This window comes from Aquitalea magnusonii, assembly GCF_002217795.2.
In the GTDB taxonomy this organism is placed as follows: Bacteria; Pseudomonadota; Gammaproteobacteria; order Burkholderiales; family Chromobacteriaceae; genus Aquitalea; species Aquitalea magnusonii_B.
In genome coordinates this window covers 3850106-3871786 of record NZ_AP018823.1, presented here as the reverse complement: position 1 = coordinate 3871786, position 21681 = coordinate 3850106, and the positions used below count along the sequence as shown (strand labels likewise).

Genomic DNA, 21681 nt, shown 5'->3' with positions numbered 1-21681 from the left:
TGAAACACGGCATTCACACTTTTTCATTATTTTTCATCCCATGATGCAGCGCGCGCAACGCATTTCCATTGTGTTCTTCCTGCTGTTGGTCATGGCGACGGCAGCACTGATCGCTTTCCTGCTGGGAACGGCCTATGTGGAAAAACAGCATCAGGCCGAAGTGAATGTCAGCAATGTGGTGAGTGTGCTGGAGACCCGGCTGGAAGCCACTTTACGCCGCAGCCAGGCCACCCTTGAGGAGCTGGCCCGCACCACCTCTCCTGCGCTGATGTCGCTGGCGGTGCGTGCGCAGCATGCGCCTGCCATACAGCGCGAACTGGCCTTGCGCGCCAGCCATTTCCCCGAGATTGTCGGCCTGCGGCTGATTGATGCCCATGGCAATGTCTTGTATGCCTCGGATTTTCTGCTGCCGCAGTCCTCCGTGCATGACCGCAGCTATTTCAAGGTGTTGCAGCAGCATCCGCAACAGACGCTGTTTTTTTCCGAGGTGGCCACCGGCCGGCTCAGCCATACCCGGCAGCTTTTTATCGCCGTGCCCATCCGCGACAGCCGTGGCAGCTTTGCCGGCGTGGCCATGGCCCCGCTGGACATTGCCTACTTCCAGAAACTGTTTGCCGCAGTGGACCTTGGGCCGCATGGGGTGATCACCCTGCGGCGCAGCGATGATGGCCGGCTGGTGTTGCGTCTGCCGGAGCTGGCCGATACCGTCAACCGCAGTTTGCATTACAACCCGATGCAAGAGCGCATTGCCTCCGGCGCTACGCAGGGTACGTTGCGCTATTACTCCGATGTCGATCATGTCGAGCGCATCTATGCCTTCCGCCGGATTGGCGATTATCCCTTCTATGTGGGGGCCGGGATTGCCAGTCGCGATTTCCTGGCCTCCTGGCATGCCACCTTGCTGGGGACGGTAATGGCCAGCGTGATGGTCTTGCTGGCACTGGGGTGGCTGCTGTACCGCCTGCAGCGCTCCGAAGTACGTCAGCAGGATGCCACGGCGGATTTGCAGGCCAGCGAAGACCGGTTCCAGTTGCTGATCAACTCGGTAGGAGAGGGCATTTGCGGCATGGATCGCGATGGCCGCTGCATCTTTTCCAACCCGGCCGCCCGCCGCCTGCTGGGCTATCCGGCAGAGCGCGCCTTGCTGGGGCAGGATCTGCTGTCGCTGATCCACCGTCATGCGCCGGACGGTCAGCCTTTGCCGGCGGCACACTGCCCCATTCGCCAGGCATTGCGCCATGGGCGTAGCTGCCATGCCGACGACGATGTCTTCACCTGCGCGGACGGCGGGTTGCTGACGGTACGTTACGATGCCTATCCGCTGGTCAAGGACGGGCGCGACATCGGTGCCGTGCTGTTATTCCAGGATATTGGCGAGGGCAAGCGCCAGCAGCAGCAGATTGCTTTTCTGGCGCACCATGATGCCCTTACCGGCCTGCCCAACCGCATGCTGGCCGAAGATCACTTCCGTCAGTTGGCCGGCCTGGCCCAGCGGCAAGGCAGCATGCTGGCCATGTTGTTTCTGGACCTGGATGGCTTCAAGACCATCAATGATTCACTGGGCCACGATGTGGGCGATGAAATGCTGCAGGCGGTGGCCCGGCGTCTGAGCAGCCTGCTGCGCGAGCACGATACGGCCTGCCGCCTGGGGGGCGACGAGTTTCTGTTGCTGTTGCCGGGCATTGCCAGTGCCGAGGCGTTGTTGCCGGTGATCGGACGCATCCTGCACGGGCTGGAAGCCCCGTTCACGCTGCGCAATCACCAGTTGTCCACCTCGGCCTCCATTGGCGCGGCGCTGTATCCGTCCGATGGCATGGATTTCACCACCCTGATGAAAAAGGCGGATACCGCCATGTATCACGCCAAGGATGCCGGGCGGAATACCTGCCGCCTGTTTGATGAGGCGATGCATGTGGAGGCACAGGAAATGCTGCGCTTGCGCAGCCAGTTCCTGACTGCCCTGGAACAGGGCCGGTTTGTGCTGCACTTCCAGCCGCAGCTGCGCCTGGGGGATGGGCGGGTGTTGGGCGTGGAAGCGCTGGTGCGCTGGCAGGATGGCGACAGCCTGATTCCGCCGGCCCAGTTCATTCCCATGGCGGAGAGCAGCGGGCTGATCGTGCCGCTGGGCGAATGGGTGTTGCATGAAGCCTGTCGGCAGGCAATGTCCTGGCAATCCTGTTACGACAGCCCGGTGGTGGTGGCAGTCAATCTGTCGGCAGTGCAGTTCAAGCGTGGCAATCTGGAACAGGCGGTGGCCTCGGCACTGGCCGGCAGCGGGCTGGCACCGCAGCTCTTGGAACTGGAACTGACCGAAACCACCTTGCTGCACCAGACCGAGGCGGTGCTGTCCACCCTGCGTCGGCTCAGCCAACTGGGTGTGCGGCTGGCAATCGATGACTTCGGTACCGGCTATTCCAGCCTGGCCTATCTGAAGCGGCTGGCAGTCAACACCCTGAAGATCGACCAGTCCTTCATCCGCAATCTCAGTGGCGATCCGGATGATGCCAACATCGTCTGTGCCATCATCGAAATGGCCCACAAGCTGCAGTTGCAGACCCTGGCCGAGGGGGTGGAAAGCGCGCAGATTGCCGACCTGCTGCGTCAGATGGGCTGTGACCAGGCGCAGGGGTATTACTATTCGCGGCCACTGCCGATTGCACAGTTGCATGCCTATCTGCGCCGCCAGCAAGCCGGTGAGCGGACTCAGCCGGGCGGCAGGTAGGACGGGTGTCCGGGCGGAATCAAGTCGGTGACCAGAAAGTCGATGAAAGCCCGGATGGCCGGTGACAGACCGCGCCGCGAAGTAAATGCGGCATGCAGAATGCCCCAGGGACTGTCGAAGGCCGGCAGCAGTCTGACCAGCCGGCCTTGCTGCACGGCTTCGTCGCACACCATGAGGGGGAGCGCGGCCACTCCCAGTCCGGCAATCGCCGCTTCCAGCAGTACCAGCAGGTCGTCGGTCATCAGGCGCGGGTTGTCGATATGCAGGCTGTAGGTGTGGCCGGCCTGATCCAGCAACTGCCATTGGCCGCGTCCATCCGGCCGGCTCATGGTGAGCGCGGGCAGCCCGGCCAGTTCGGCTGGTGATTGCGGCATCGGGTGCTGGCGCATGAAGTCGGGGCTGGCCACCAGAATCACCTGGCTCACCGCCAACTGGCGCACCACCAGATTGGCACTATTGTCTATGCTGTTGCGCACCCGCAGTGCCACATCGATATTGTCCTCGATCAGATCCACCCGCCGGTTGGAGGCTTCCAGTGCCACGCGCACCTGCGGATAGCGCTGCATGAAGCGGGGCAGCACCGGGGCCAGCAAGGTCTTGGCCAGCAGTTCCGGACAGCTTACCCGTACCAGGCCGCGTGGCTCCGCCGTGATGCGGGCAATGGCATCGTCGGCGGCTTCCGCCTCCGCCAGCATGGCCTGGCAATGCTGGTAATAGCTGCTGCCCACCTCGGTCAGCGCCAGCCGGCGGGTGGTGCGTTGCAGCAGCCGCACCCCCAAGCGTTCTTCCAGTTCGGCCACCCGTCGCGATAGCCGCGATTTGGGGATGCCCAGCATGCGGCTGGCCGCCATGAAGCCACCAAACTCCACCACCTTGGCAAAGTAGAGCAGGTCGTTGAGATCTTGCATCTTAATTGTCCTATCAGTGGAACAATGTTTCCGTTTTTGACAGTCTAGTCATCATTGGCAACAAAAACTACCATTCAGCCATACCCACTGCACATAAAGGAAGTCCACCATGAAACTGTTGCACCTTGATTCCAGCATCCTCGGTCAGAACTCCGTTTCCCGTCAGCTGACTGCTGCCGTGGTGGATGTAGTCCGCCAGAAACATGCCGCCGTCCATGTCAGCTACCGTGACCTGGCTAGCCAGCCGATTGCCCATCTGTCCGGCGAAATCATCGGTGCCAATTTCACCGCCGAGGCGGACTGGACGCAAACCCAGCGCCAGGAAAGCGCGCTGAGCAATGCGCTGATTGAAGAATTCCTGGCCAGCGACGTGCTGGTGATTGGCGCACCGATGTACAACTTCTCCATCCCTTCGCAGCTCAAGAGCTGGGTTGACCGTGTTGCCGCTGCCGGCCGCACCTTCAAGTACACCGAGAATGGCCCGCAAGGTCTGGCCGGTGGCAAAAAAGTGGTGATCGTGTCCAGCCGTGGTGGTGTTTATTCCACCGAACAAGGCCAGCTGATGGACTTCCAGGAAGACTACCTGCGCACCGTGCTGGGTTTCCTGGGCATTACCGACATCGCTTTCATCCGTGCTGAAGCGGTCAATATGGGTGAAGACAAGCGCGCCACCGCGATTCACGCCGCCAAAGAGGCCATTGCCAAGCTGGCTATCTGATATTTGGCAGTTGCCAACACGGGCCCGGATGGGCCCGTTTTTTATTTCCAGGCCCTGCTGCGGCATGCCCGGCTTTGCGATTATTTTGACCGCGCTAGCTTGTCAACATATATAAAGTACGGTTTTATGCTGACTAGGATGATGCGGGTGAGTGGGCAAGATGCGCAGGATGTGGTTGGGGGAAATGGTACTGGATCATCAGCCTGCCTTTCGGTGCGGTCTGGCGCTGCTGATCATGCTGTTGGTGGCATCCAATGCCTGGTATGTCTATTCCCGCTCGCTCAACCTGGCCGACCAGTACGCCCATCATGCGGTGGAGGGGATCAATCAGCACTTCGCCCGTATCTTCGGCGTTATCGATACCATCCAGTCCGAAACCGTCAGTGAGCTGCAATGGGGCAGGCCGCACCAGGATGCGGAATGGCTGTCCACCGCCCTGCACAATCCGCCCGGCCAGGCTTTCTATGCGCTAGACACCCCGCCGCCGCCGTTCAGCCATGCCGAGCTTGGCAATCTTACCGGCCTGGGACAAGCGACCGCGCTGGATGCGGCGCACCGCCGCGAAATTGCCGTGGCACTGGGGCTGGCACCCATGCTGGCTGCGGCTTACCGCCATCTGGATGCACAGGGCGTGGCCTGGGTGTACTACGTTTCCAGCCTGCAGTTCATCTATCTGTACCCGTTTACTCCCTCGTCCAGCTATCACTACAGTCCGTTTACGCCTGGCGGCCAGTTCTGGCGCATGGCGGAGCCGACGGCCAATCCCGACGGGCTGCGGGTGATCACCCCGGTATATGTCGATCAGGCAGGCAAGGGCCCCTTGCTGACCATCAGCCAGCCGATCTGGGTACATGGCAAGTTTCACGGTGTATTGTGCGTCGATGTCAGCGTGAACATGCTCAAGCGCTTGCTGGGCAGTGTTGCAGAGCCCTTGGGCAGCCTGTATCTGCTCAATGCCCAGAACCAGGTGGTGGCGGCCAGCCAGGAGCAAGCGCTGCCGCAGGAAAATCTGCAGCAATTGCCGGTGATGGCACGGTATGCGGCAGGCGGGCAGGCACATGTACGGGTATTGGCCGTAGGCAACACCGGCATGCGCGTGCTGCACTATCTGCCCAACCACTGGCTGGCGCTGGAAATTGCCAAGGGGTGCGCGCCCGGACTGGTGGCGGCGTTGCTGCTGTGGCTGGCCTTGCTGCTGTTGTCGCGCACCTGGAAGCTCAATCGCGAACTACGCCGCCTGTCCGAACATGATGCGCTCACCGGGGCGCTCAACCATCGTGCTTTCCAGGCCCTGCTGCTCCGGCTGTATCAGGACTATCAGGCGCACGGCACGGTGTTTTCGCTGGTGATGGTGGATCTGGATCACTTCAAGAAGGTAAACGATACCTTTGGACATGCCGTGGGTGACGAGGTGTTGAAGGTGCTGGTGAGGCTGGCACGCCGTCTGCTGCGTAGCGAGGACAAGGTGGCGCGGCTGGGGGGCGAGGAGTTTGTGCTGGTGCTGCCTGGCACCGATCTGCACGATGCCATGAAAGCTGCGGTACGGCTGCGCCTGCAACTGGAGCGGCTGCATTGGCACAAGCTGGGTTTGCCGGACAAGGTGACTGCCAGCATGGGCTGTGCCGTGGTGCTGGCCAGCGACTGTCATGCCGGTGCGGTACTGAAGCGGGCGGACGATGCCATGTACCGCGCCAAGCAAGAGGGACGCAACCGGGTGTGCCTGGACTTCCATGGCCAGCCACCCGGCGTGCAGTAAGCGCGCTGCTTACACCCAGTCGCGCGCCGGCAGGAAGCGTTCGTACAGCAGGGCTTCCGCACTGCCGGGTTGCGGCTGGTAGCCGTATTCCCAGCGCACCAGCGGCGGCATGGACATCAGGATGGATTCGGTGCGGCCACCGGTTTGCAGGCCAAACAGGGTGCCGCGATCCCATACCAGGTTGAATTCCACGTAGCGGCCACGGCGATACAGCTGGAACTGGCGCTGCGAATCGGTCCATGGGGTGGCCTTGCGCTTGTCCACGATGGGGACATAAGCCTCGACAAAACCCTGACCCACCGCCTGCAGGAAGGCAAAGCTGCGCTCGAAGCCCCAGGCGTTCAGATCGTCAAAAAACAGCCCGCCCACGCCACGCGCTTCGTTGCGATGCTTGAGGAAGAAGTATTCGTCACACCACTTTTTGTAATCAGCATACACGTTGGCGCCAAAGGGCTGGCACAGATCGCGCGCCACGGTATGCCAGTGGATCACGTCCTCTTCCACCGGGTAGAAGGGGGTCAGATCAAAGCCGCCGCCAAACCACCACACTGGCTCGGCACCGTCTTTCTCGGCAATGAAAAAGCGCACATTGGCATGACTGGTGGGCACATGCGGGTTTTCCGGGTGAATCACCAGCGACACACCCATGGCTTCAAAGCGGCGGCCTGCCAGTTCCGGACGATGCGCCGTTGCCGATGCCGGCAGCGCATCGCCGCTGACATGCGAGAAATTCACCCCGGCCTGCTCGAACACCGCGCCTTTGGCCAGCACCCGGCTGCGCCCGCCACCGCCAGCCGGGCGTTGCCAGGCATCTTCCACAAAACGGCCCTGGCCATCGGCCTGTTCCAGTGCGGCACAGATCTGGTCTTGCAACTGCAGCAAAAAGGCTTTCACCTCGTTGGCGTGGGGATGACTCATCGCAATATCCTGGGTGGTGGTGTGGCAGGCATTGTAGCAGAGGGTATTACGGCTGCTGCACCGGCATGGGCGCGGGTGCCGCGACAAAAAAAGAACCCGCCGAGGAGGCGGGTTGCACATCGTCACACAAAGGACAGAGGAGTACAGGTCTGTTGCCAGACCCTTACAGATACACAGCAAGAGGCTTGTCACAGGCTCGGGGGTGTCTGTGGCAAGGCTGTTTGCATGGAAGACAGTGTGCCAGAAGCCCGGCCCGTCACTGTGCGGCTAGCGTCCTGCCTGTGTAGCGGCGCTGTGCCGGCTTGATGACAGAGGATGACAAAGCGCCGGATTATGTTGCGAATGATGAAGCCATGGAACTTCCCGCGCCGGCAAGGCAACAGGGCCGCCACGTGGTGACGTGGCGGCCCTGTGTGCAGGGGAAGATCGGCTTCAGGCGGTAACGGCAGCCACCGGCCATTGGCTGGCGGCGGCACTGCTGCCGTGCTTGCGTGTTGCCGGACGGGCCTGAAAAAAGTCCACGCTGCGTGCCAGTACCGCCATGCGTTCGTTATCCACCAGAATCATGTGATAGCTGTCCGACAGCGGCATGAAGTCCACTTTGCCGCCCAGATGGGCCTGCAGATGGCGGGCCGAACGCGGGCTGGTGATGTCGTCTTCGTCGGCATGCACAATCAGCGTCGGGCAGGTAATTTGCCCCAGGCGCGGCATGAGCTGGCGGCGCAGCTTGTCCACTTCGCGGATACAGGCCAGCGGGACATAAGGATAGTGAAAGCGCTCGCCGCGCTCAAAGCGTTGCTGGATCAGCTTGCGGATGCGCGGGTTCTTGATGCCGAAGGGTTCGGCTTCCGGAATGCGCATGCGGCGTGCCATGCCCGGCAGCAGGTAGCCCAGTGGGCGCAGCCAGGTCAGCCGCGGCAGGCTCCAGCCATCCAGAAACAGCGGCGGGGCGTACAGTGCCAGCTTGTCCTGGTGGTTTTCCAGCCGCGCCACTTCCAGTGCCACCAGTGCGCCCAGGCAAACGCCAGCCAGATGCACCACGCCATGGCGTTGTTTCAGTGCGCGGTATTCGGCACGCATGCTGTCTATCCAGTCGGTCCAGCGGATAGCCAGCAGATCGGCCGGTTCGGTGCCATGGCCCGGCAGCAGCGGTGCATGGGTGACGATGCCGACATCTTCCAGCGTGCGGCCCAGCGAGCCAAGATCGTAGACAGTTCCACCAAGCCCGTGAATCAGCAGGGCAGCAGGTCGGGGTGAGGGCATGGAAGATTCCGGGCAGGAGAATGAACAGCCTGCAGTATGGGCAAGATAAGGCAGCCAGTCTGTCAGTTTCCTGTCACAGGATTGTGACAGGCTGTGACCTTGGCATGGCGGACGAGCTTGCGGGCAGCCCCCGCTGGCAAGGTGCAAGGCCGCCGCCGGTCTTTGGCTGGCGGCGCATGTCAACTGAGGGCAATGCGCAGCGTCAGCCGGGCGCCGCCCAGTGGGCTGGCACCGGCAAAGGCGCTGCCGCCGTGATGTTCGGCAATCAGGCGGACATAGGACAAACCAAGGCCATAGCCGCCGGTGGCGCGGTCACGGCTGCGGTCCAGTCGGCGGAAGGGTTCGAAAATGCGTTCCCGGTCGGCCTCCGGAATGCCATGGCCGTCATCATCCACCTGGATTTCCAGCATATTGCCCTGGCGTTCCACAATCAGGTGAACCTGATGCTGCGCATACTTGAAGGCGTTCAGCAGCAGGTTGCGGCTGGCGACGTATATCAGCTTGCGGTCAAAGGCGGCTTCGCCGCGTGCGCAATCCATGGTGAGGCTGATGCCCGCCGGCTTGAGCGGCTGGACCAGGTCTATCAGGTCGTCAAACCATTCATACAGATCCACCTGTTCGCGCTGCAAGATGGCCTCGCCCCGGTTGAGCTTGGCGTATTCCATGCTGGCGGTAATCAGTTCTTCCAGCTCCTGCATATCGCGTTCCATGCCGTCGCTGTAGCGGCGGCGCTCATCTTCGTTGTCTTCTTCTTCCAGCATGGTCAGGCCAAAACGCAGCCGGGCAATCGGGGTGCGGATTTCATGCGCCACCGCATGGCTCATGGCCTGATGCATTTCCAGCAAGCGTTCCAGCCGGGCGGCCATGCTGTTGAGCGCGGTGGACAGCGGGGCAAACAGCCGGCTGTGGGCCTGTGGGGTGCGCACGTGAAAGTCACCATTGGCAAACAGCTCGGCGGCATCGCGCACCGAGACCAGGTCGCGCCACATCGGCCGCAGATAGAAGTACATCAGCAGGCCCAGCGTGCTGCCGGTAAACACGATCCACAGCAGCAGCACCTCGATGTCTTCGGTAATCCAGCCACTGTCATTGCTGTTGGGGGTGGCGTCCAGCGGGCCGAGCAGCAGCATGCGCTTGTCGTCCGGCAGCGGGATGTACAGCAGGTTGTTGTCAAAATCCAGATAGGTTTTGCCGCTGGCAAAGTTCTGCCGGCTTTCCGGGTCCAGGTCGGGCGGCAGGGTGGTAATCAGTTTGACCGGATAGCTGAAGTGGCGGGTGAGCTGCGGCAGTGCTTGCTCGCGCGCCGCCACCGGTAAGCGTTGCAGTTCCTGCACCAGCAGCGAGGCCGGGCCGTCCAGCATGCGCCGGGCGTTTTCGCTGTCGCTGTTCTGGTACAGCTTGCCCAGCATGAAGGCGAAACCGATGATGATGGCCAGTTCCGCCGCCATGGCAATGATGAAATAGCGGGCAAACAGGGTGGCCAGCGAGGCTTTGGATGCTTTGCCAGGGCGCGGTTTCTTGTCCGCTCGCAACAGGGGCCGCTTCATCATTCCCAGTCGCTACGCGAGAACAGATAACCCTTGCCGCGCACGGTTTTGATGCGGGTGGGTGAATCCGGGCTGTCGCCCAGCTTTTTGCGCAGCCGCGAGATGCGGGCGTCGATGGAACGGTCCAGCCCGTCAAAGCCGATGCCACGCAATTCGTTCATGATGTCGTCGCGCGACAACACCTGTCCGGCATGGCTGGCCAGCAGCCACAGCAGGTCGAATTCGGCGGTGGTGAGTTCCATTTCCTCGCCGGACAGATAGGCGGCGCGGGTGCCCTGGCTGATGCTGAACTGGCCGAAGACCAGTTCGTCGCTGTCTCCCGCCTCGTTGCTGCCCTCATCTGCTGCGCCACGGCGCAGCAGCGCACGGACCCGCGCCAGCAGGCGGCGCGGCTCCACCGGCTTGGCCAGATAGTCGTCTGCACCCAGCTCCAGGCCAAGGATTTCGTCCACGTCTTCATCGCGCGCCGTCATGATCAGGATGCGGCCGTGGTAGCGCAGCCGCACTTCGCGGCAGACATCGAAGCCTTCCTTGCCGGGCAGCATCACGTCGAGAATGACCAGGTCGGGTCGGGTATCCAGAATGACATCGGCGGCGGTATCGCCACGACCATGCTGGCTGACCTGATAGCCATGCTTGGTGAGGTAGGCGGCAATCAGCTGGGAGAGGTGGATGTCATCTTCGATGATGAGAATATGCGGTGCCATGCGGTATCTGCCAGAAACAATGGGAGAAATAGTATCACCATACGGGCAGATGGCTTGTATTTCCGAATCCATGCGAACAGAATGAAACGCGCGTTTTCCCAACGCACTCAAGCCGGCCTCGATGCCGGCCCATGATTAATTCAAGGACAGAGAAAATCACATGCAACGCTTAAAGGAATGGGCAATCTGGATTGCCGTCGCCCTGGCGGGCGCCATCGCCTTTGCCGTGGTGGCATTGAATCGAGGAGAGCCGGTCAATGCCATCTGGCTGGTAGTCGCCGCGGTGTCGGTGTACTCCATTGCCTACCGCTTCTATAGCCGCTTCATCGCCAATAAGGTGCTGGAGCTGGACCCCAAACGACTGACTCCCGCCGAAAAGCATAATGACGGGCTGGACTACGTGCCGACCAACAAATGGGTGGTGTTCGGCCACCACTTTGCCGCCATTGCCGGTGCCGGTCCGCTGGTCGGCCCGGTGCTGGCCGCGCAGATGGGTTATCTGCCGGGGACATTGTGGATTCTCATCGGCGTGATGCTGGCCGGCGCGGTACAGGACTTCCTGGTACTGTTCCTGTCCATGCGCCGCGATGGCAAGTCGCTGGGCGAAATCATCCGCCTGGAGCTGGGCCCCATTCCCGGTGTGATTGCCTCCATCGGCATCCTGATGATCATGATCATCCTGCTGGCGGTACTGGCGCTGGTGGTGGTCAAGGCCCTGGCCGGCAGCCCGTGGGGCACCTTCACCATTGCCTGCACCATTCCGATTGCCCTGTTCATGGGGGTGTATACCCGCTTCATCCGTCCGGGCAAGATTGGCGAGATTTCAGTCATCGGCTTCATCCTGCTGATGCTGGCCATTGTCTACGGTGGCGATGTGGCACACAGCCCGACGCTGGCACCGCTGTTCACCTTCCAGGGCACCACGCTGGCGTGGATCCTGATCGGTTACGGCTTCATTGCCTCGGTACTGCCGGTATGGCTGCTGCTGGCCCCGCGTGACTATCTGTCCACCTTCCTCAAGATCGGCACCATTGTCGGTCTGGCCATCGGCATCCTGGTGGTGGCACCCAACCTGCACATGCCGGCGCTGACCAAGTTCATTGACGGCAGCGGCCCGGTATTCGCCGGCAATCTGTTCCCCTTCCTGTTCATCACCATTGCCTGCGGTGCCGTGTCCGGCTTCCATGCGCTGGTGGCTTCCGGCACCACGCCCAAGCTGATCGAGAACGAAACCCACGCCCGCGCCATCGGCTACGGTGCCATGCTGATGGAAAGCTTTGTCGCCATCATGGCGCTGATTGCCGCCTGCGTGCTGGATCCGGGCGTGTACTTCGCCATGAACAGCCCGGCCGCCGTCATCGGCAAGACCGCGGTGGAGGCAGCGCAGGTGATTTCCGGCTGGGGCTTTGTCATCACGCCGGATGTGCTGACGCAAATGGCCAAGGACGTGGGCGAGTCCACCATCCTGTCGCGTGCCGGTGGCGCACCGACGCTGGCGGTGGGCATGGCGCACATCCTGTCCGGCGTGATCGGCGGCAAGACCATGATGGCCTTCTGGTACCACTTTGCCATCCTGTTTGAAGCGCTGTTCATCCTCACCACCATCGACGCCGGTACCCGCGTGCTGCGTTTCATGATCCAGGACCTGCTGGGCATCTTCATCAAGCCGATGGCCAATACCGAATCCTGGGGGGCCAACCTGGTGGCCACCGGTCTGGCCGTGGCCGGCTGGGGTTACTTCCTGTATCAGGGCGTGGTGGATCCGCTGGGCGGCATCAACACCTTGTGGCCGCTGTTTGGCATTGCCAACCAGATGCTGGCCGGCATTGCGCTGATCCTGGCCACCGTGGTGCTGATCAAGATGCAGAAACTGCGCTATGTGTGGGTGACTGCCCTGCCTACCCTGTGGCTGCTGATCGTTACCCTGGTGGCCGGCTGGCAGAAGCTGTTCCATGCCAGCCCCAAGATCAGCTTCCTCGCCCATGCCGACAAATTCTCGGCGGCTGCGGCCAAGGGTGAGTCGCTGGCACCGGCGAAAAACCTGGCACAGATGCACCAGATCATCTTCAATGATTATGTGGATGCCACGCTGACCGCCATGTTCATTGCCGTGGTGGTGGCCATGCTGGTGTTCTCCGTCAATGTCATCCGCAAGGCGCTGGCCGTGAAGTGGGTCACCACCAAGGAAGTGCCGGCGGCTTATCGTCAGGGAGAAAGCAATGTCTGAGTGGTTGCGGCAACTGACCGAAGCAGCGCGGCTGATGGTGGGGGTGAAGGATTACGACAAATATGTCGCCAGTCGCCGCCGTTTCAGCCCCAACGCGCCGGTGATGAGTCGCGAGGCCTTTTTTGCCCATTGCCAGTCCGAGCGTTACGGTGGCAAGTCGATGAAAAAGTGCCCCTGCTGATTTCCCGTCTGCCATAGAAAAACCGCCCGGTCCGGGCGGTTTTTCGATTCTCCCTCTCGCTGCCTGCCAGGAAAGCGAGGCTCTCTTTCAGGGAAAGGGCGAGGGGATAGGGAATAGATGGGAAGGCTGCGAAATCGATGATTTAGCCGGAAGGCCCGGCTTTGCCGGGGCCAGTACAATCGCAGCAAATAACGTTGTCAGCAGCCTGAAAAACCGCCCGATTCCGGGCGGTTTTTTATTACACGTAGTGTTTCAGAGCTGGTGTAGCAGATAGCTGATGCCGCTGTTGATCAGCGTGCCACCGACCAGCAGCCAGCCAAACAGCGCGCTGGCCAGCAGCATCGGCTTGGTTCCGGCGCGGCGGATGGCGGAAAAGTGGGTGGTGAGGCCCAGTGCGCCCATCGCCATGGCCAGCAGCAGATTATCCAGTGCAATCAGCCTGCTCACCCAGGCTTGCGGCAGCCAGTGCAGCGAGTTGAAACCGGCCATGGCGAGAAACCCCAAGGCAAACCACGGAATGTTGATGCGGCGGGTCTCACCGCTGCCGGCCTGCTGGCGGCGGCCCAGCCAGGTCGACAGCAACAGCAGAAACGGTGCCAGCATCATCACGCGGATCATCTTGGTAATCACCGCGCTATTGGCCGCCAGCTCGCTCACCGCCCGCCCGGCCGCCACGGCCTGGGCTACCTCGTGTACGGTGGAGCCGGTAAACACGCCGTAGGCAAATTCGGACACGCCCAAAGCCTGCGTCAGCGCAAACAGCAGCGGGTAAAGAAACATCGCCAGCGTGCCAAACACCACCACGGTGGCCACCGCCACCGCCACTTTTTCGGCATGGGCCTTTACCACCGGCTCGGTGGCCAGAATGGCTGCCGCACCGCAAATCGAGCTGCCCGCGCCAATCAGGATGACGCTTTGCTCGTCCAGCCCCAGCTTGCGCCGCCCCAGCCAATACGCCAGCGCAAAGGTGGAGGTCAGCACACAGGCATCGATCAGGATGCCGCTGATGCCCACCGCGGCAATGTCCTGAAACGTCAGCTTGAAACCGAACAGGATGATGCCCAGCCGCAGGATCTGCCCCTTGGCAAAGCTGACGCCCTGGTGGCCATGTGTGGCCAGCCGCGGATACAGCGTATTGCCCAGCAGCATGCCGCCGACAATGGCAATGGTCAGAGCCGACAGGCCCAATTGGCTGAACCAGGGCAGGGTGGCGGCATGGAGTGAACCCAAAGCCAGGACCAGCACCAGCAGCAGGCCGGGGGTGTGCTGACGTAGTGTGTTCATGATGAGCTACCTGCAAGAAGTGAGGGCGCTTGGCCCCGATGCCTGCACGATACGCCGCCGCATTAAAGTTGAAAAACGGATAAAATATCTAGAAATAATTAGAAAAAATAATATATTGGGCGGCATGCAATCCGGCGGCTCGTCCTGCCCGGTGGCGGCTTACAACAGGAGCAGCAGATGGCATTGCGTTTGAGCTTGCGTGAACTGGAAGTGTTTGTGGCCGTGACTGAGCAGGGCACGGTCACGGCTGCGGCCCAGCAGGTGGCGCTGACCCAGTCAGCCGCCAGCCAGGCACTGGCGGCACTGGAGGCTGGGTTGGCTGCTCCCTTGTTCGACCGGGTGGGACGGCGGCTGGTACTGAACGAGCATGGCCGGCTGCTGCTGCCCCGCGCCCGCGCCATGCTGGATGCGGCACAGGACATGCAGAACCTGTTCCTGGACCACACCAGGCTGCATCTGCGACTGGGGGCCAGTACCACCATCGGTAACTACCTGCTGCCGGAGCAGATTGCCCGCTTCCGCCAGGCACAGCCACAGGCTCAGGTAGAGCTGATGGTGGCCAATACGGCGGATATTGTCGATGCGGTGGCCGGTTTCAAGGTGGACATGGGCTTTATCGAAGGGCCGTGTCATCACCCGGATTTGCTGGTGGAGCCTTGGCGTGACGATACCCTGCTGGTGTTTGCCGCCGCCAGCCATCCGCTGGCACAGGGGGCTGTCAGCCTGTCCCGTCTGGCGCAGGCCCAATGGGTGTTGCGCGAAAGCGGTTCCGGCACGCGGGAGGAGGTGGAGCGCCTGCTGCTGCCGCATCTGGGCAGCTTTGGCGAGGTGATGGAAATGGGGCACTCGGAAGCCATCAAGCGTGCAGTCGCCGCCGGGCTGGGAGTGAGCTGCCTGTCCTTGCATGTGGTGCAGGAGTTGCTGGACAGCGGGCAGATTGTGGCGGTGCTGGCACCGCTGCCTGCCTTGCACCGCACCCTGTATCGCATCACCCACAAGGACAAGGGGCAGACGCGCGGCATGCTGTTGTTCGATCAGGGCTAAGAGCGGCTAAACCGCTGCTGCTGCGTGGCACCTTCTGGCCGCAGAGACCTGACGCTCTGCTTAGCCACGCCAGGCCGGAATGCAAAACAGGCTGCATGCAGCAGCCTGTCAGGATGTCGCAATCAGCCGGCTTACAGCCAGAAATCGCTGCGCTGGCGATGGGCTTCCACCAGACGCTGGAACACCTTGGGGTCCTTGGTGTAGGTCAGTTCGCCTGCCATCGGCTGGTACAGGTCCAGCAGGCGCGAAGTCCAGAAGCGCAGTGCTGCCGCGCGCAGCATCACCGGCCAGGCCTTTTGCTCTTCCGCCGTCAGCACCCGTACCGACTGGTAGCCGGCCAGAAAGGCGCTGGCCCGTTGCGGACAGATGCTGCCATCTTCCAGCCGGGTCCAGTCATTGAAGGCAATGGCCACGTCGTACAACAGGATGTCGTTGCAGGCGTAGTAAAAGTCGATGAAGCCGGCAATCTTGTCGCCGTCCATCAGCACATTGTCCTTGAACAGATCAGCGTGAATCACACCGCTGGGCAGGTGGTCAAAGCGATGCTGGTCCTGGAACTGGATTTCCTGACGCAGGCTGGCCGCATCAGCTTCATCCATGAAGCCATACATGGCACTGGCGGTTTCGCTCCACCAGCGCGGGCCGCGCGGATTGCGCATCTTGCGCGGGAAGGTGGCACTGGCCACATGCATCTGTGCCAGCATTTCGCCCACTGCATGGCACTGGATGGGGCTGGGCTGGCTGATATCGGTGCCGGACAGGCAGCTCACCAGACAGGCCGGCTTACCGGCCAAGAGCGAGGCAAACTGGTCGGTATTGTCGGCCACCGGTGCCGGGCAGGCCACGCCGTGACGCGCCAGATGGCTCATCAGCGTCAGGTAGTAGGGCAGTTCTTCCAGCTTCAGGGTTTCGAAGATGGTAAGAACGTAACGGCCATGCGTGGTGGTGACAAAGTAATTGGTATTGGTGACGCCAGCGGCGATGCCCTTGAGTTCGACCAGCTGGCCGAGCGCATAGCGGCTCAGCCAGCTTTGCATCATGTCATCGCTGACGGTGGTGTAAACCGACATGCCTGTTCCTCAGAAGCGCTTGAGAACCCATTGCGGGATGATGATGCGGCGATTGGGGTCTACCTGCTTCATGCTGCCATTGCCCTCTTCATCCATCAGGTAATAAGGAAAGCCCACATTCGGGGTGACCTTGACCATATAGAGCTGACCGTTGAGGCGGTATTCCTCGATCTTTTCATCACCGCGCTGGATGATGCGCACTTCCGGCTCTGCCGTGGCGGCAGCATCCTGCGAAATGGTGGGCGGAGGCGGTACCGTGGCCGGGGCGGGCGGTGTGGCGGCCCAGGCTGCCGACAGCGGCAGCAAGGCGAGCAGGGCAAGGAAGCGGCGCATGAGGATGGGTCCTTGGTGAAGTTATAGATTGAGCAGTTTTTCGCGTTCTTCCGGCAAGGCCTCGAAGCCGCGGGTCTCGTAGTGCTTGAAGATGGTTTCCACGATCTGGCCGGGTTCGTCGATCAGCTGGATCAGGTTGACGTCGTCAGGGTTGATCATACCTTCTTTTACCAGATGATTTTTCACCCAGTCGATCAGACCGCTCCAGAACTCGCTGCAACACAGGATGATGGGGATGGGACGGGACTTGCCGGTCTGGATCAGCGTCAGTGCCTCGAACATCTCGTCCAGCGTGCCAAAGCCGCCCGGCATCACCACATAGGCGATGGCATGCTTGACAAACATCACCTTGCGGCTGAAAAAGTGGTTGAACTTGATCGACAGATCCTGGTATTCGTTGGGCTTCTGTTCGTGCGGCAGCACGATATTGAGTGCCACCGACGGGCTTTTGCCATAAAAAGCGCCCTTGTTGGCGGCTTCCATGATGCCGGGGCCGCCACCGGAAATCACCGAAAAGCCGGAATCAGAAAGAAGCCGGGCTACTTCCTCGGTAAGCTTATAATAGCGATGGTCGCGCGGAGTGCGGGCGCTGCCGAAGATGCTGACTGCCGGCGTGATACCTTGCAGTTCTTCGGCTGAGTCGACAAACTCCGACATGATCTTCATCACGTGCCACGCCTCGCGCGAGCGGAAGCGCTGCATCATGTCGTACCGATCACTGGTCTGCGGCAATTTATCGGACAAGCTCATCATTCGCCCCTTTTTCTATGAAAACATTGTTATTGATCGACGGCTCTTCCTACCTGTATCGCGCCTTCCACGCGATGCCCGATTTGCGTTCTCCGGATGGCCGGCCCACCGGGGCGGTATACGGCATGGTCAACATGCTGCGCCGGCTGGAGAAAGAGGTGCAGTTCGATTATAGCGCCTGCGTTTTCGACGCCAAAGGCAAGACTTTCCGCGATGAGTTGTACCCGGAATACAAGGCCAACCGGCCTTCCATGCCGGAAGAGCTAGCCGCACAGATTAAGCCGGTACACGAGGTGGTGCAAGCTTCGGGCTGGCCGATGCTGATGGTGGACGGGGTGGAAGCGGACGATGTCATCGGCACGCTGGCACGCATGGGCGAGGCGGCCGGCTTCAAGGTGATCATCTCCACCGGCGACAAGGACATGGCCCAACTGGTGACGCCCATGGTGTCGCTGGTGAACACCATGACCAATGAAAACCTGGACCAGGCCGGGGTGAAAGAGAAGTTCGGCGTGCCGCCGGAACGCATCATCGACTACCTCACCCTGATAGGCGACAAGGTGGACAACGTCCCCGGCGTGGACAAGTGCGGCCCCAAAACCGCCGTCAAGTGGCTGGAAGAATACGGCACGCTGGACAATATCATCGCCAATGCCGACAAGGTGGGTGGCAAGGTGGGCGAAAACCTGCGCGCCGCGCTGGACTGGCTGCCGCGCGGTCATCAGCTGATCACCATCAAGTGTGATGTCGATTTGCAGCAGGACATGCCCTACGGCCTCAACAGCCTGCAGCACGGCGTGAAAGACCGTCCGCGCCTAGCCGAGCTGTTCAAGGACCACGGCTTCCGCACCTTCTACCGCGAAGTGACCGAAGGCGAAGATGCGCCGGTCAGCAGCCCGGCCCCGGTTGATGCGCCTGCCGCCAGCCTTGGCCAGACTGATGATATGTTCGCCATGGCCGATGCAGTATCCGCTCCAGCACCAGTCGCCCCGTCAGTGAGCGCCATCAGCCGCCATTACCACACCATTCTGGATGAGGCCGCACTGCAAGGCTGGCTGGACAAGCTAAATAGCGGTGCGCTGGTGTCGCTGGACACTGAAACCACCAGCCTGGACCAGATGCAGGCCCGGCTGGTGGGCATCAGCTTTGCCCTGCAAGCCGGCGAAGCCGCCTACCTGCCGCTGGGTCACCACTATGCCGGTGCGCCGCAGCAACTGGCGCTGGATGAGGTCCTGGCCCGGCTCAAGCCCTGGCTGGAAGACGCCAGCAAGCCCAAATGCGGTCAGAACCTGAAATACGACCGCCATGTGTTTGCCAACCACGGCATTAGCCTGGCCGGTGTGGTGGATGACACCATGCTGGCCTCCTATGTGCTGGAAAGCCACCAGCGCCACAATATGGACGACCTGGCCGCACGCCACCTGGGTGAAACCACGGTCAGCTATGAAGACATCTGCGGCAAGGGAGCGAAGCAGATCGGCTTTGGCGAGGTGGATATCGAGATTGCCGCCAATTACGCGGCGGAAGATGCCGACATCACGCTGCGGCTGAACCAGCACTTTGCCCCGCAGCTGACCGGCCGCCTGGGCGAAATCTACCGCGACATCGAACTGCCGGTGGCCGAAGTGCTGTTCCGCATGGAGCGCAACGGCGTGCTGATCGACCGCGAACAACTGGCGGCGCAGAGCCATCAGTTGGGCACGCAGATGCTGCAACTGGAAAGCCAGGCCTATGAACTGGCCGGTCAGCCGTTCAATCTGAATTCGCCCAAACAGTTGCAGGAAATCCTGTTCGGCAAGCTGGGCATTCCCACCAAGGGCATCAAGAAAACGCCGTCTGGTGGTTTCTCTACCGACGAGTCGGTACTGGAAGCGCTGGCGCTGGATTACCCGCTGCCCAAATGCATCCTGCAATACCGCAGCCTGACCAAGCTCAAGTCCACCTATACCGACAAGCTGCCCACGCTGATCAACCCGGACACCGGCCGGGTGCATACCAATTACTCACAGGCAGTAGCCATTACCGGGCGCTTGGCCAGTTCCGACCCGAACCTGCAAAACATCCCGGTACGCACCGCCGAAGGCCGCCGCGTGCGCGAGGCCTTCATCGCCAAGCCGGGCCACAGCATTGTCAGTGCCGACTATTCGCAGATCGAACTGCGCATCATGGCGCATCTGTCCGACGACGCAGGCATGCTGGCCGCCTTTGCCAGTGGCGAGGACATTCACAAGGCCACCGCTGCCGAGGTGTTCGGCGTGACGCTGGAACAGGTGACGAGCGATCAGCGCCGCGCCGCCAAGGCCATCAACTTCGGCCTGATCTACGGCATGAGCGCCTTTGGCCTGGCTGCCCAGCTCGACATCGAACGCAGCGCCGCCCAGCAATACATCGACCGCTACTTCATGCGCTACCCCGGCGTGGCCGACTACATGCAGCGCACCCGCGAAACCGCGCGCGAGCAAGGCTATGTGGAAACCGTATTCGGCCGCCGCCTGTATCTGCCGGAAATCAAGCTGGCCAACCCGGCCCGCCGCGCCGGGGCCGAACGTGCCGCCATCAATGCACCGATGCAAGGCACCGCCGCCGACCTGATCAAGCTGGCGATGATTGCCGTGCAGCACTGGCTGGACGCACAAAAGCTGTCCAGCCTGCTGATCATGCAGGTACACGATGAACTGGTGCTGGAAGTGCCGGATAGCGAGCTGGAACTGGTGAAACAGCAGCTGCCGCAAATCATGGCAGGCGTGGCGCAACTCAAGGTGCCGCTGCTGGCGGAAGTGGGTGCCGGTAGCAGTTGGGAAGCCGCCCACTAAGCTTCAGCACTTCATCCTCTTCAATCCTTCAGCCAAAGCCACCCATGCCGGTGGCTTTTTCTTTGCCTTTGTCATGGCAAAGCCAGGGGCATGGCCAGACTATTCAAATGTAATACCAGAGCCCGCTGGCAGCCTGCCGTGGCAATCCTCGCGACCATGTGCTGATGCTACCGCCATGGCATATAAGCGTCCTAGCGTCACAGGTAGTGTGTGAAGAAATAAGGCGCTCTTGCCAAGGCAACAAAGCAAGAAGACCGAGAAATTTTTAAATAAATAAGGACTCAGTATGTACAACTTCATGCAAGAAGAACTCAGTCAAATGTCGGAAAACGCACGTGCCGAAATTGAAAAACAAATGCAGGCGTATGCCGAAGAGCAAAAAAAGCCGATTATCGCGCAGTTTTTTTATATCACCGACGGAGCCAAATCCCGAGATGGTGGAACGGTGGTCGCAAAAGATCGTGGCGTTTTCTGCGCAGGGCGGTTTATTGCAGCGGTTGGCGACAAAGTCGTTTACACCGATGGACGCGAGGCGGAAATTATTTCAGGGGCCGGACGCGCAATGAGTTTGAAAAATAAAGACGGTTCTTATTCAAGTGTCGCCATCCTGGGCAGCCGACTTAGCAATGGCGATGTCGTTATTAGCACACCGCACGCCGTGATGTCATGTGTCATTCGGGAAGGTGGAAAAATACCAGAAGGGCTTCTGGTTGATTATTTCAAGGCGGATTAAAAATGCCACAGATCCGATATGTGTGCCTACAAGGCGACCCCATCACCGGCGGTGGACAAGTCCGGGAAGGTATCGGCCATGATAAAGCCTATATTGACGGTAAAGAACCTACCGCCAATGGGTTAAAGGGGTGGTGTAATGTGTGCAAGTCGATGGGCGTTATTCGATGTGTCGGCCCTAGGCCTAGTCATGCCCCGGATAATATTCATGGATATAAGCTGGCTTTAAATGGTGATTATTTAATATGCCAGTGCCCGAAGCCGCAAAAGCTAATGAATACATCAACGGCTTGGGAGGTGATTATTGATGATGCATATATTGTGGGGTGGAATAAAGTATCACGCGTGGTTGATGCAACAACTAGTAGTAGTGCGGGAAAATACGATATCGTTTTTAAAGTTGTTGGTGATGTGTTTGGGCATAGACAAGAAAATGTACCATACAAAATAACTTTGGAAGATGGTCGGGAATACACTGGAGTTACCGATAAGAGCGGCTTGACTATAAAAGTAAGTGCATTAACACCTATGAAAGCAACTTTAGAGGTGCCCTATTATGACGAGAACAACAATCACATTGACTCCGACAACGGATCAGACCCCTGCTGTTGTGAGGATTTCTGAGCGACGGTTGAGTGGGCCCGATTGGGTAAATTCATTTCCAGGTAGTAGTTCTATCTCTGACCTCGATGATGAATTTGGATTGAG

The 21681-nt window shown here is 60.5% G+C and carries 18 protein-coding genes; 9 read left to right on the top strand and 9 right to left on the bottom strand.

Features of this window, described 5'->3' with window-relative positions:
* Positions 1-40 precede the first annotated feature (40 nt).
* The gene (locus tag DLM_RS18215; protein ID WP_089083659.1) at positions 41-2722 is read left to right on the top strand and encodes an EAL domain-containing protein; all 2682 of its coding nucleotides are present in this window, start codon (positions 41-43) and stop codon (positions 2720-2722) included.
* Here DLM_RS18215 and DLM_RS18210 read toward each other — a convergent pair.
* On the bottom strand, positions 2704-3630 hold the full coding sequence (locus DLM_RS18210) for a LysR substrate-binding domain-containing protein (protein ID WP_089083658.1): 927 nt from the start codon (positions 3628-3630) through the stop codon (positions 2704-2706). The two genes, DLM_RS18215 and DLM_RS18210, sit on opposite strands and share 19 nt — an antisense overlap.
* 109 nt (positions 3631-3739) lie before the next feature.
* On the opposite strand from DLM_RS18210, the gene DLM_RS18205 reads away from it, so the two are divergent.
* Positions 3740-4348: an FMN-dependent NADH-azoreductase gene (locus DLM_RS18205; protein WP_089083657.1), complete on the top strand. Its 609-nt coding sequence runs from the start codon at positions 3740-3742 to the stop codon at positions 4346-4348.
* Positions 4349-4517: 169 nt separating this feature from the next.
* Entirely contained in the window at positions 4518-6104 is a 1587-nt protein-coding gene (locus DLM_RS18200; RefSeq protein WP_167467159.1) for a sensor domain-containing diguanylate cyclase, read from the top strand.
* 9 nt (positions 6105-6113) lie between these two features.
* On the opposite strand, the gene hemF is transcribed toward DLM_RS18200, so the two are convergent.
* From hemF to DLM_RS18180, 4 genes are all read right to left on the bottom strand, one after another.
* Positions 6114-7022, bottom strand: coding sequence for an oxygen-dependent coproporphyrinogen oxidase (gene hemF, locus DLM_RS18195; protein WP_089083655.1), 909 nt, complete (start codon positions 7020-7022; stop codon positions 6114-6116).
* A 432-nt stretch (positions 7023-7454) separates the two neighbouring features.
* Positions 7455-8285 carry an alpha/beta hydrolase gene (locus DLM_RS18190; protein WP_089083654.1) on the bottom strand — a complete coding sequence of 277 codons (831 nt, stop codon included), beginning with the start codon at positions 8283-8285 and terminating at the stop codon, positions 7455-7457.
* A gap of 179 nt (positions 8286-8464) precedes the next feature.
* Positions 8465-9835 carry an ATP-binding protein gene (locus tag DLM_RS18185; protein WP_231959896.1) on the bottom strand — a complete coding sequence of 457 codons (1371 nt, stop codon included), beginning with the start codon at positions 9833-9835 and terminating at the stop codon, positions 8465-8467.
* Positions 9832-10539, bottom strand: coding sequence for a winged helix-turn-helix domain-containing protein (locus tag DLM_RS18180; protein WP_089083652.1), 708 nt, complete (start codon positions 10537-10539; stop codon positions 9832-9834). Before DLM_RS18180 ends, DLM_RS18185 begins: the two co-directional genes overlap by 4 nt.
* Positions 10540-10699: 160 nt before the next feature.
* Between DLM_RS18180 and DLM_RS18175 the strand changes: the two genes are divergently transcribed.
* Together DLM_RS18175 and DLM_RS18170 are read left to right on the top strand one after the other, a co-directional pair.
* Positions 10700-12766, top strand: coding sequence for a carbon starvation CstA family protein (locus DLM_RS18175; RefSeq protein WP_089083651.1), 2067 nt, complete (start codon positions 10700-10702; stop codon positions 12764-12766).
* Complete coding sequence (locus DLM_RS18170) at positions 12759-12947, top strand: YbdD/YjiX family protein (protein ID WP_089083650.1); 189 nt, start codon at positions 12759-12761, stop codon at positions 12945-12947. Before DLM_RS18175 ends, DLM_RS18170 begins: the two co-directional genes overlap by 8 nt.
* 252 nt (positions 12948-13199) lie before the next feature.
* Here the strand turns inward: DLM_RS18170 and DLM_RS18165 are convergent, their stop codons facing one another.
* Positions 13200-14231: a YeiH family protein gene (locus DLM_RS18165; protein WP_089083649.1), complete on the bottom strand. Its 1032-nt coding sequence runs from the start codon at positions 14229-14231 to the stop codon at positions 13200-13202.
* Positions 14232-14408: 177 nt separating this feature from the next.
* On the opposite strand from DLM_RS18165, the gene DLM_RS18160 reads away from it, so the two are divergent.
* Positions 14409-15275 (top strand): LysR family transcriptional regulator, encoded by an 867-nt coding sequence (locus DLM_RS18160; protein WP_089083648.1) that lies wholly within the window; start codon positions 14409-14411, stop codon positions 15273-15275.
* Between the two features lie 131 nt (positions 15276-15406).
* Here the strand turns inward: DLM_RS18160 and thrB are convergent, their stop codons facing one another.
* From thrB to DLM_RS18145, 3 genes are read right to left on the bottom strand one after another with little or no spacing between them, the layout of a single operon-like run.
* Positions 15407-16345, bottom strand: coding sequence for a homoserine kinase (thrB, locus tag DLM_RS18155; protein ID WP_089083647.1), 939 nt, complete (start codon positions 16343-16345; stop codon positions 15407-15409).
* Positions 16346-16354: 9 nt separating this feature from the next.
* The gene (locus DLM_RS18150; RefSeq protein ID WP_089083646.1) at positions 16355-16678 is read right to left on the bottom strand and encodes a DUF2782 domain-containing protein; all 324 of its coding nucleotides are present in this window, start codon (positions 16676-16678) and stop codon (positions 16355-16357) included.
* A gap of 21 nt (positions 16679-16699) precedes the next feature.
* Positions 16700-17428: a TIGR00730 family Rossman fold protein gene (locus tag DLM_RS18145; RefSeq protein WP_089083683.1), complete on the bottom strand. Its 729-nt coding sequence runs from the start codon at positions 17426-17428 to the stop codon at positions 16700-16702.
* A gap of 17 nt (positions 17429-17445) precedes the next feature.
* On the opposite strand from DLM_RS18145, the gene polA reads away from it, so the two are divergent.
* The 3 genes from polA to DLM_RS23170 all read left to right on the top strand — a co-directional run bounded on the left by polA (position 17446) and on the right by DLM_RS23170 (position 21597).
* Positions 17446-20241, top strand: a complete 2796-nt coding sequence (gene polA / locus DLM_RS18140; RefSeq protein WP_089083645.1) for a DNA polymerase I — start codon at positions 17446-17448, stop codon at positions 20239-20241.
* Between the two features lie 286 nt (positions 20242-20527).
* Positions 20528-20974: a PAAR domain-containing protein gene (locus tag DLM_RS18135; RefSeq protein WP_089083644.1), complete on the top strand. Its 447-nt coding sequence runs from the start codon at positions 20528-20530 to the stop codon at positions 20972-20974.
* Positions 20975-20976: 2 nt separating this feature from the next.
* Positions 20977-21597, top strand: a complete 621-nt coding sequence (locus tag DLM_RS23170; RefSeq protein ID WP_145985887.1) for a PAAR domain-containing protein — start codon at positions 20977-20979, stop codon at positions 21595-21597.
* The last annotated feature ends 84 nt before the right edge of the window (positions 21598-21681 follow it).

Bases quoted from the DNA above. Each gene is read 5' to 3' on its own strand.
- DLM_RS18215 (WP_089083659.1), top strand. From the start codon at position 41: ATGATGCAGCGCGCGCAACGCATTTCCATTGTGTTCTTCCTGCTGTTG.
- DLM_RS18210 (WP_089083658.1), bottom strand. From the start codon at position 3,630: ATGCAAGATCTCAACGACCTGCTCTACTTTGCCAAGGTGGTGGAGTTT.
- DLM_RS18205 (WP_089083657.1), top strand. From the start codon at position 3,740: ATGAAACTGTTGCACCTTGATTCCAGCATCCTCGGTCAGAACTCCGTT.
- DLM_RS18200 (WP_167467159.1), top strand. From the start codon at position 4,518: ATGTGGTTGGGGGAAATGGTACTGGATCATCAGCCTGCCTTTCGGTGC.
- hemF (WP_089083655.1), bottom strand. From the start codon at position 7,022: ATGAGTCATCCCCACGCCAACGAGGTGAAAGCCTTTTTGCTGCAGTTG.
- DLM_RS18190 (WP_089083654.1), bottom strand. From the start codon at position 8,285: ATGCCCTCACCCCGACCTGCTGCCCTGCTGATTCACGGGCTTGGTGGA.
- DLM_RS18185 (WP_231959896.1), bottom strand. From the start codon at position 9,835: ATGATGAAGCGGCCCCTGTTGCGAGCGGACAAGAAACCGCGCCCTGGC.
- DLM_RS18180 (WP_089083652.1), bottom strand. From the start codon at position 10,539: ATGGCACCGCATATTCTCATCATCGAAGATGACATCCACCTCTCCCAG.
- DLM_RS18175 (WP_089083651.1), top strand. From the start codon at position 10,700: ATGCAACGCTTAAAGGAATGGGCAATCTGGATTGCCGTCGCCCTGGCG.
- DLM_RS18170 (WP_089083650.1), top strand. From the start codon at position 12,759: ATGTCTGAGTGGTTGCGGCAACTGACCGAAGCAGCGCGGCTGATGGTG.
- DLM_RS18165 (WP_089083649.1), bottom strand. From the start codon at position 14,231: ATGAACACACTACGTCAGCACACCCCCGGCCTGCTGCTGGTGCTGGTC.
- DLM_RS18160 (WP_089083648.1), top strand. From the start codon at position 14,409: ATGGCATTGCGTTTGAGCTTGCGTGAACTGGAAGTGTTTGTGGCCGTG.
- thrB (WP_089083647.1), bottom strand. From the start codon at position 16,345: ATGTCGGTTTACACCACCGTCAGCGATGACATGATGCAAAGCTGGCTG.
- DLM_RS18150 (WP_089083646.1), bottom strand. From the start codon at position 16,678: ATGCGCCGCTTCCTTGCCCTGCTCGCCTTGCTGCCGCTGTCGGCAGCC.
- DLM_RS18145 (WP_089083683.1), bottom strand. From the start codon at position 17,428: ATGAGCTTGTCCGATAAATTGCCGCAGACCAGTGATCGGTACGACATG.
- polA (WP_089083645.1), top strand. From the start codon at position 17,446: ATGAAAACATTGTTATTGATCGACGGCTCTTCCTACCTGTATCGCGCC.
- DLM_RS18135 (WP_089083644.1), top strand. From the start codon at position 20,528: ATGTACAACTTCATGCAAGAAGAACTCAGTCAAATGTCGGAAAACGCA.
- DLM_RS23170 (WP_145985887.1), top strand. From the start codon at position 20,977: ATGCCACAGATCCGATATGTGTGCCTACAAGGCGACCCCATCACCGGC.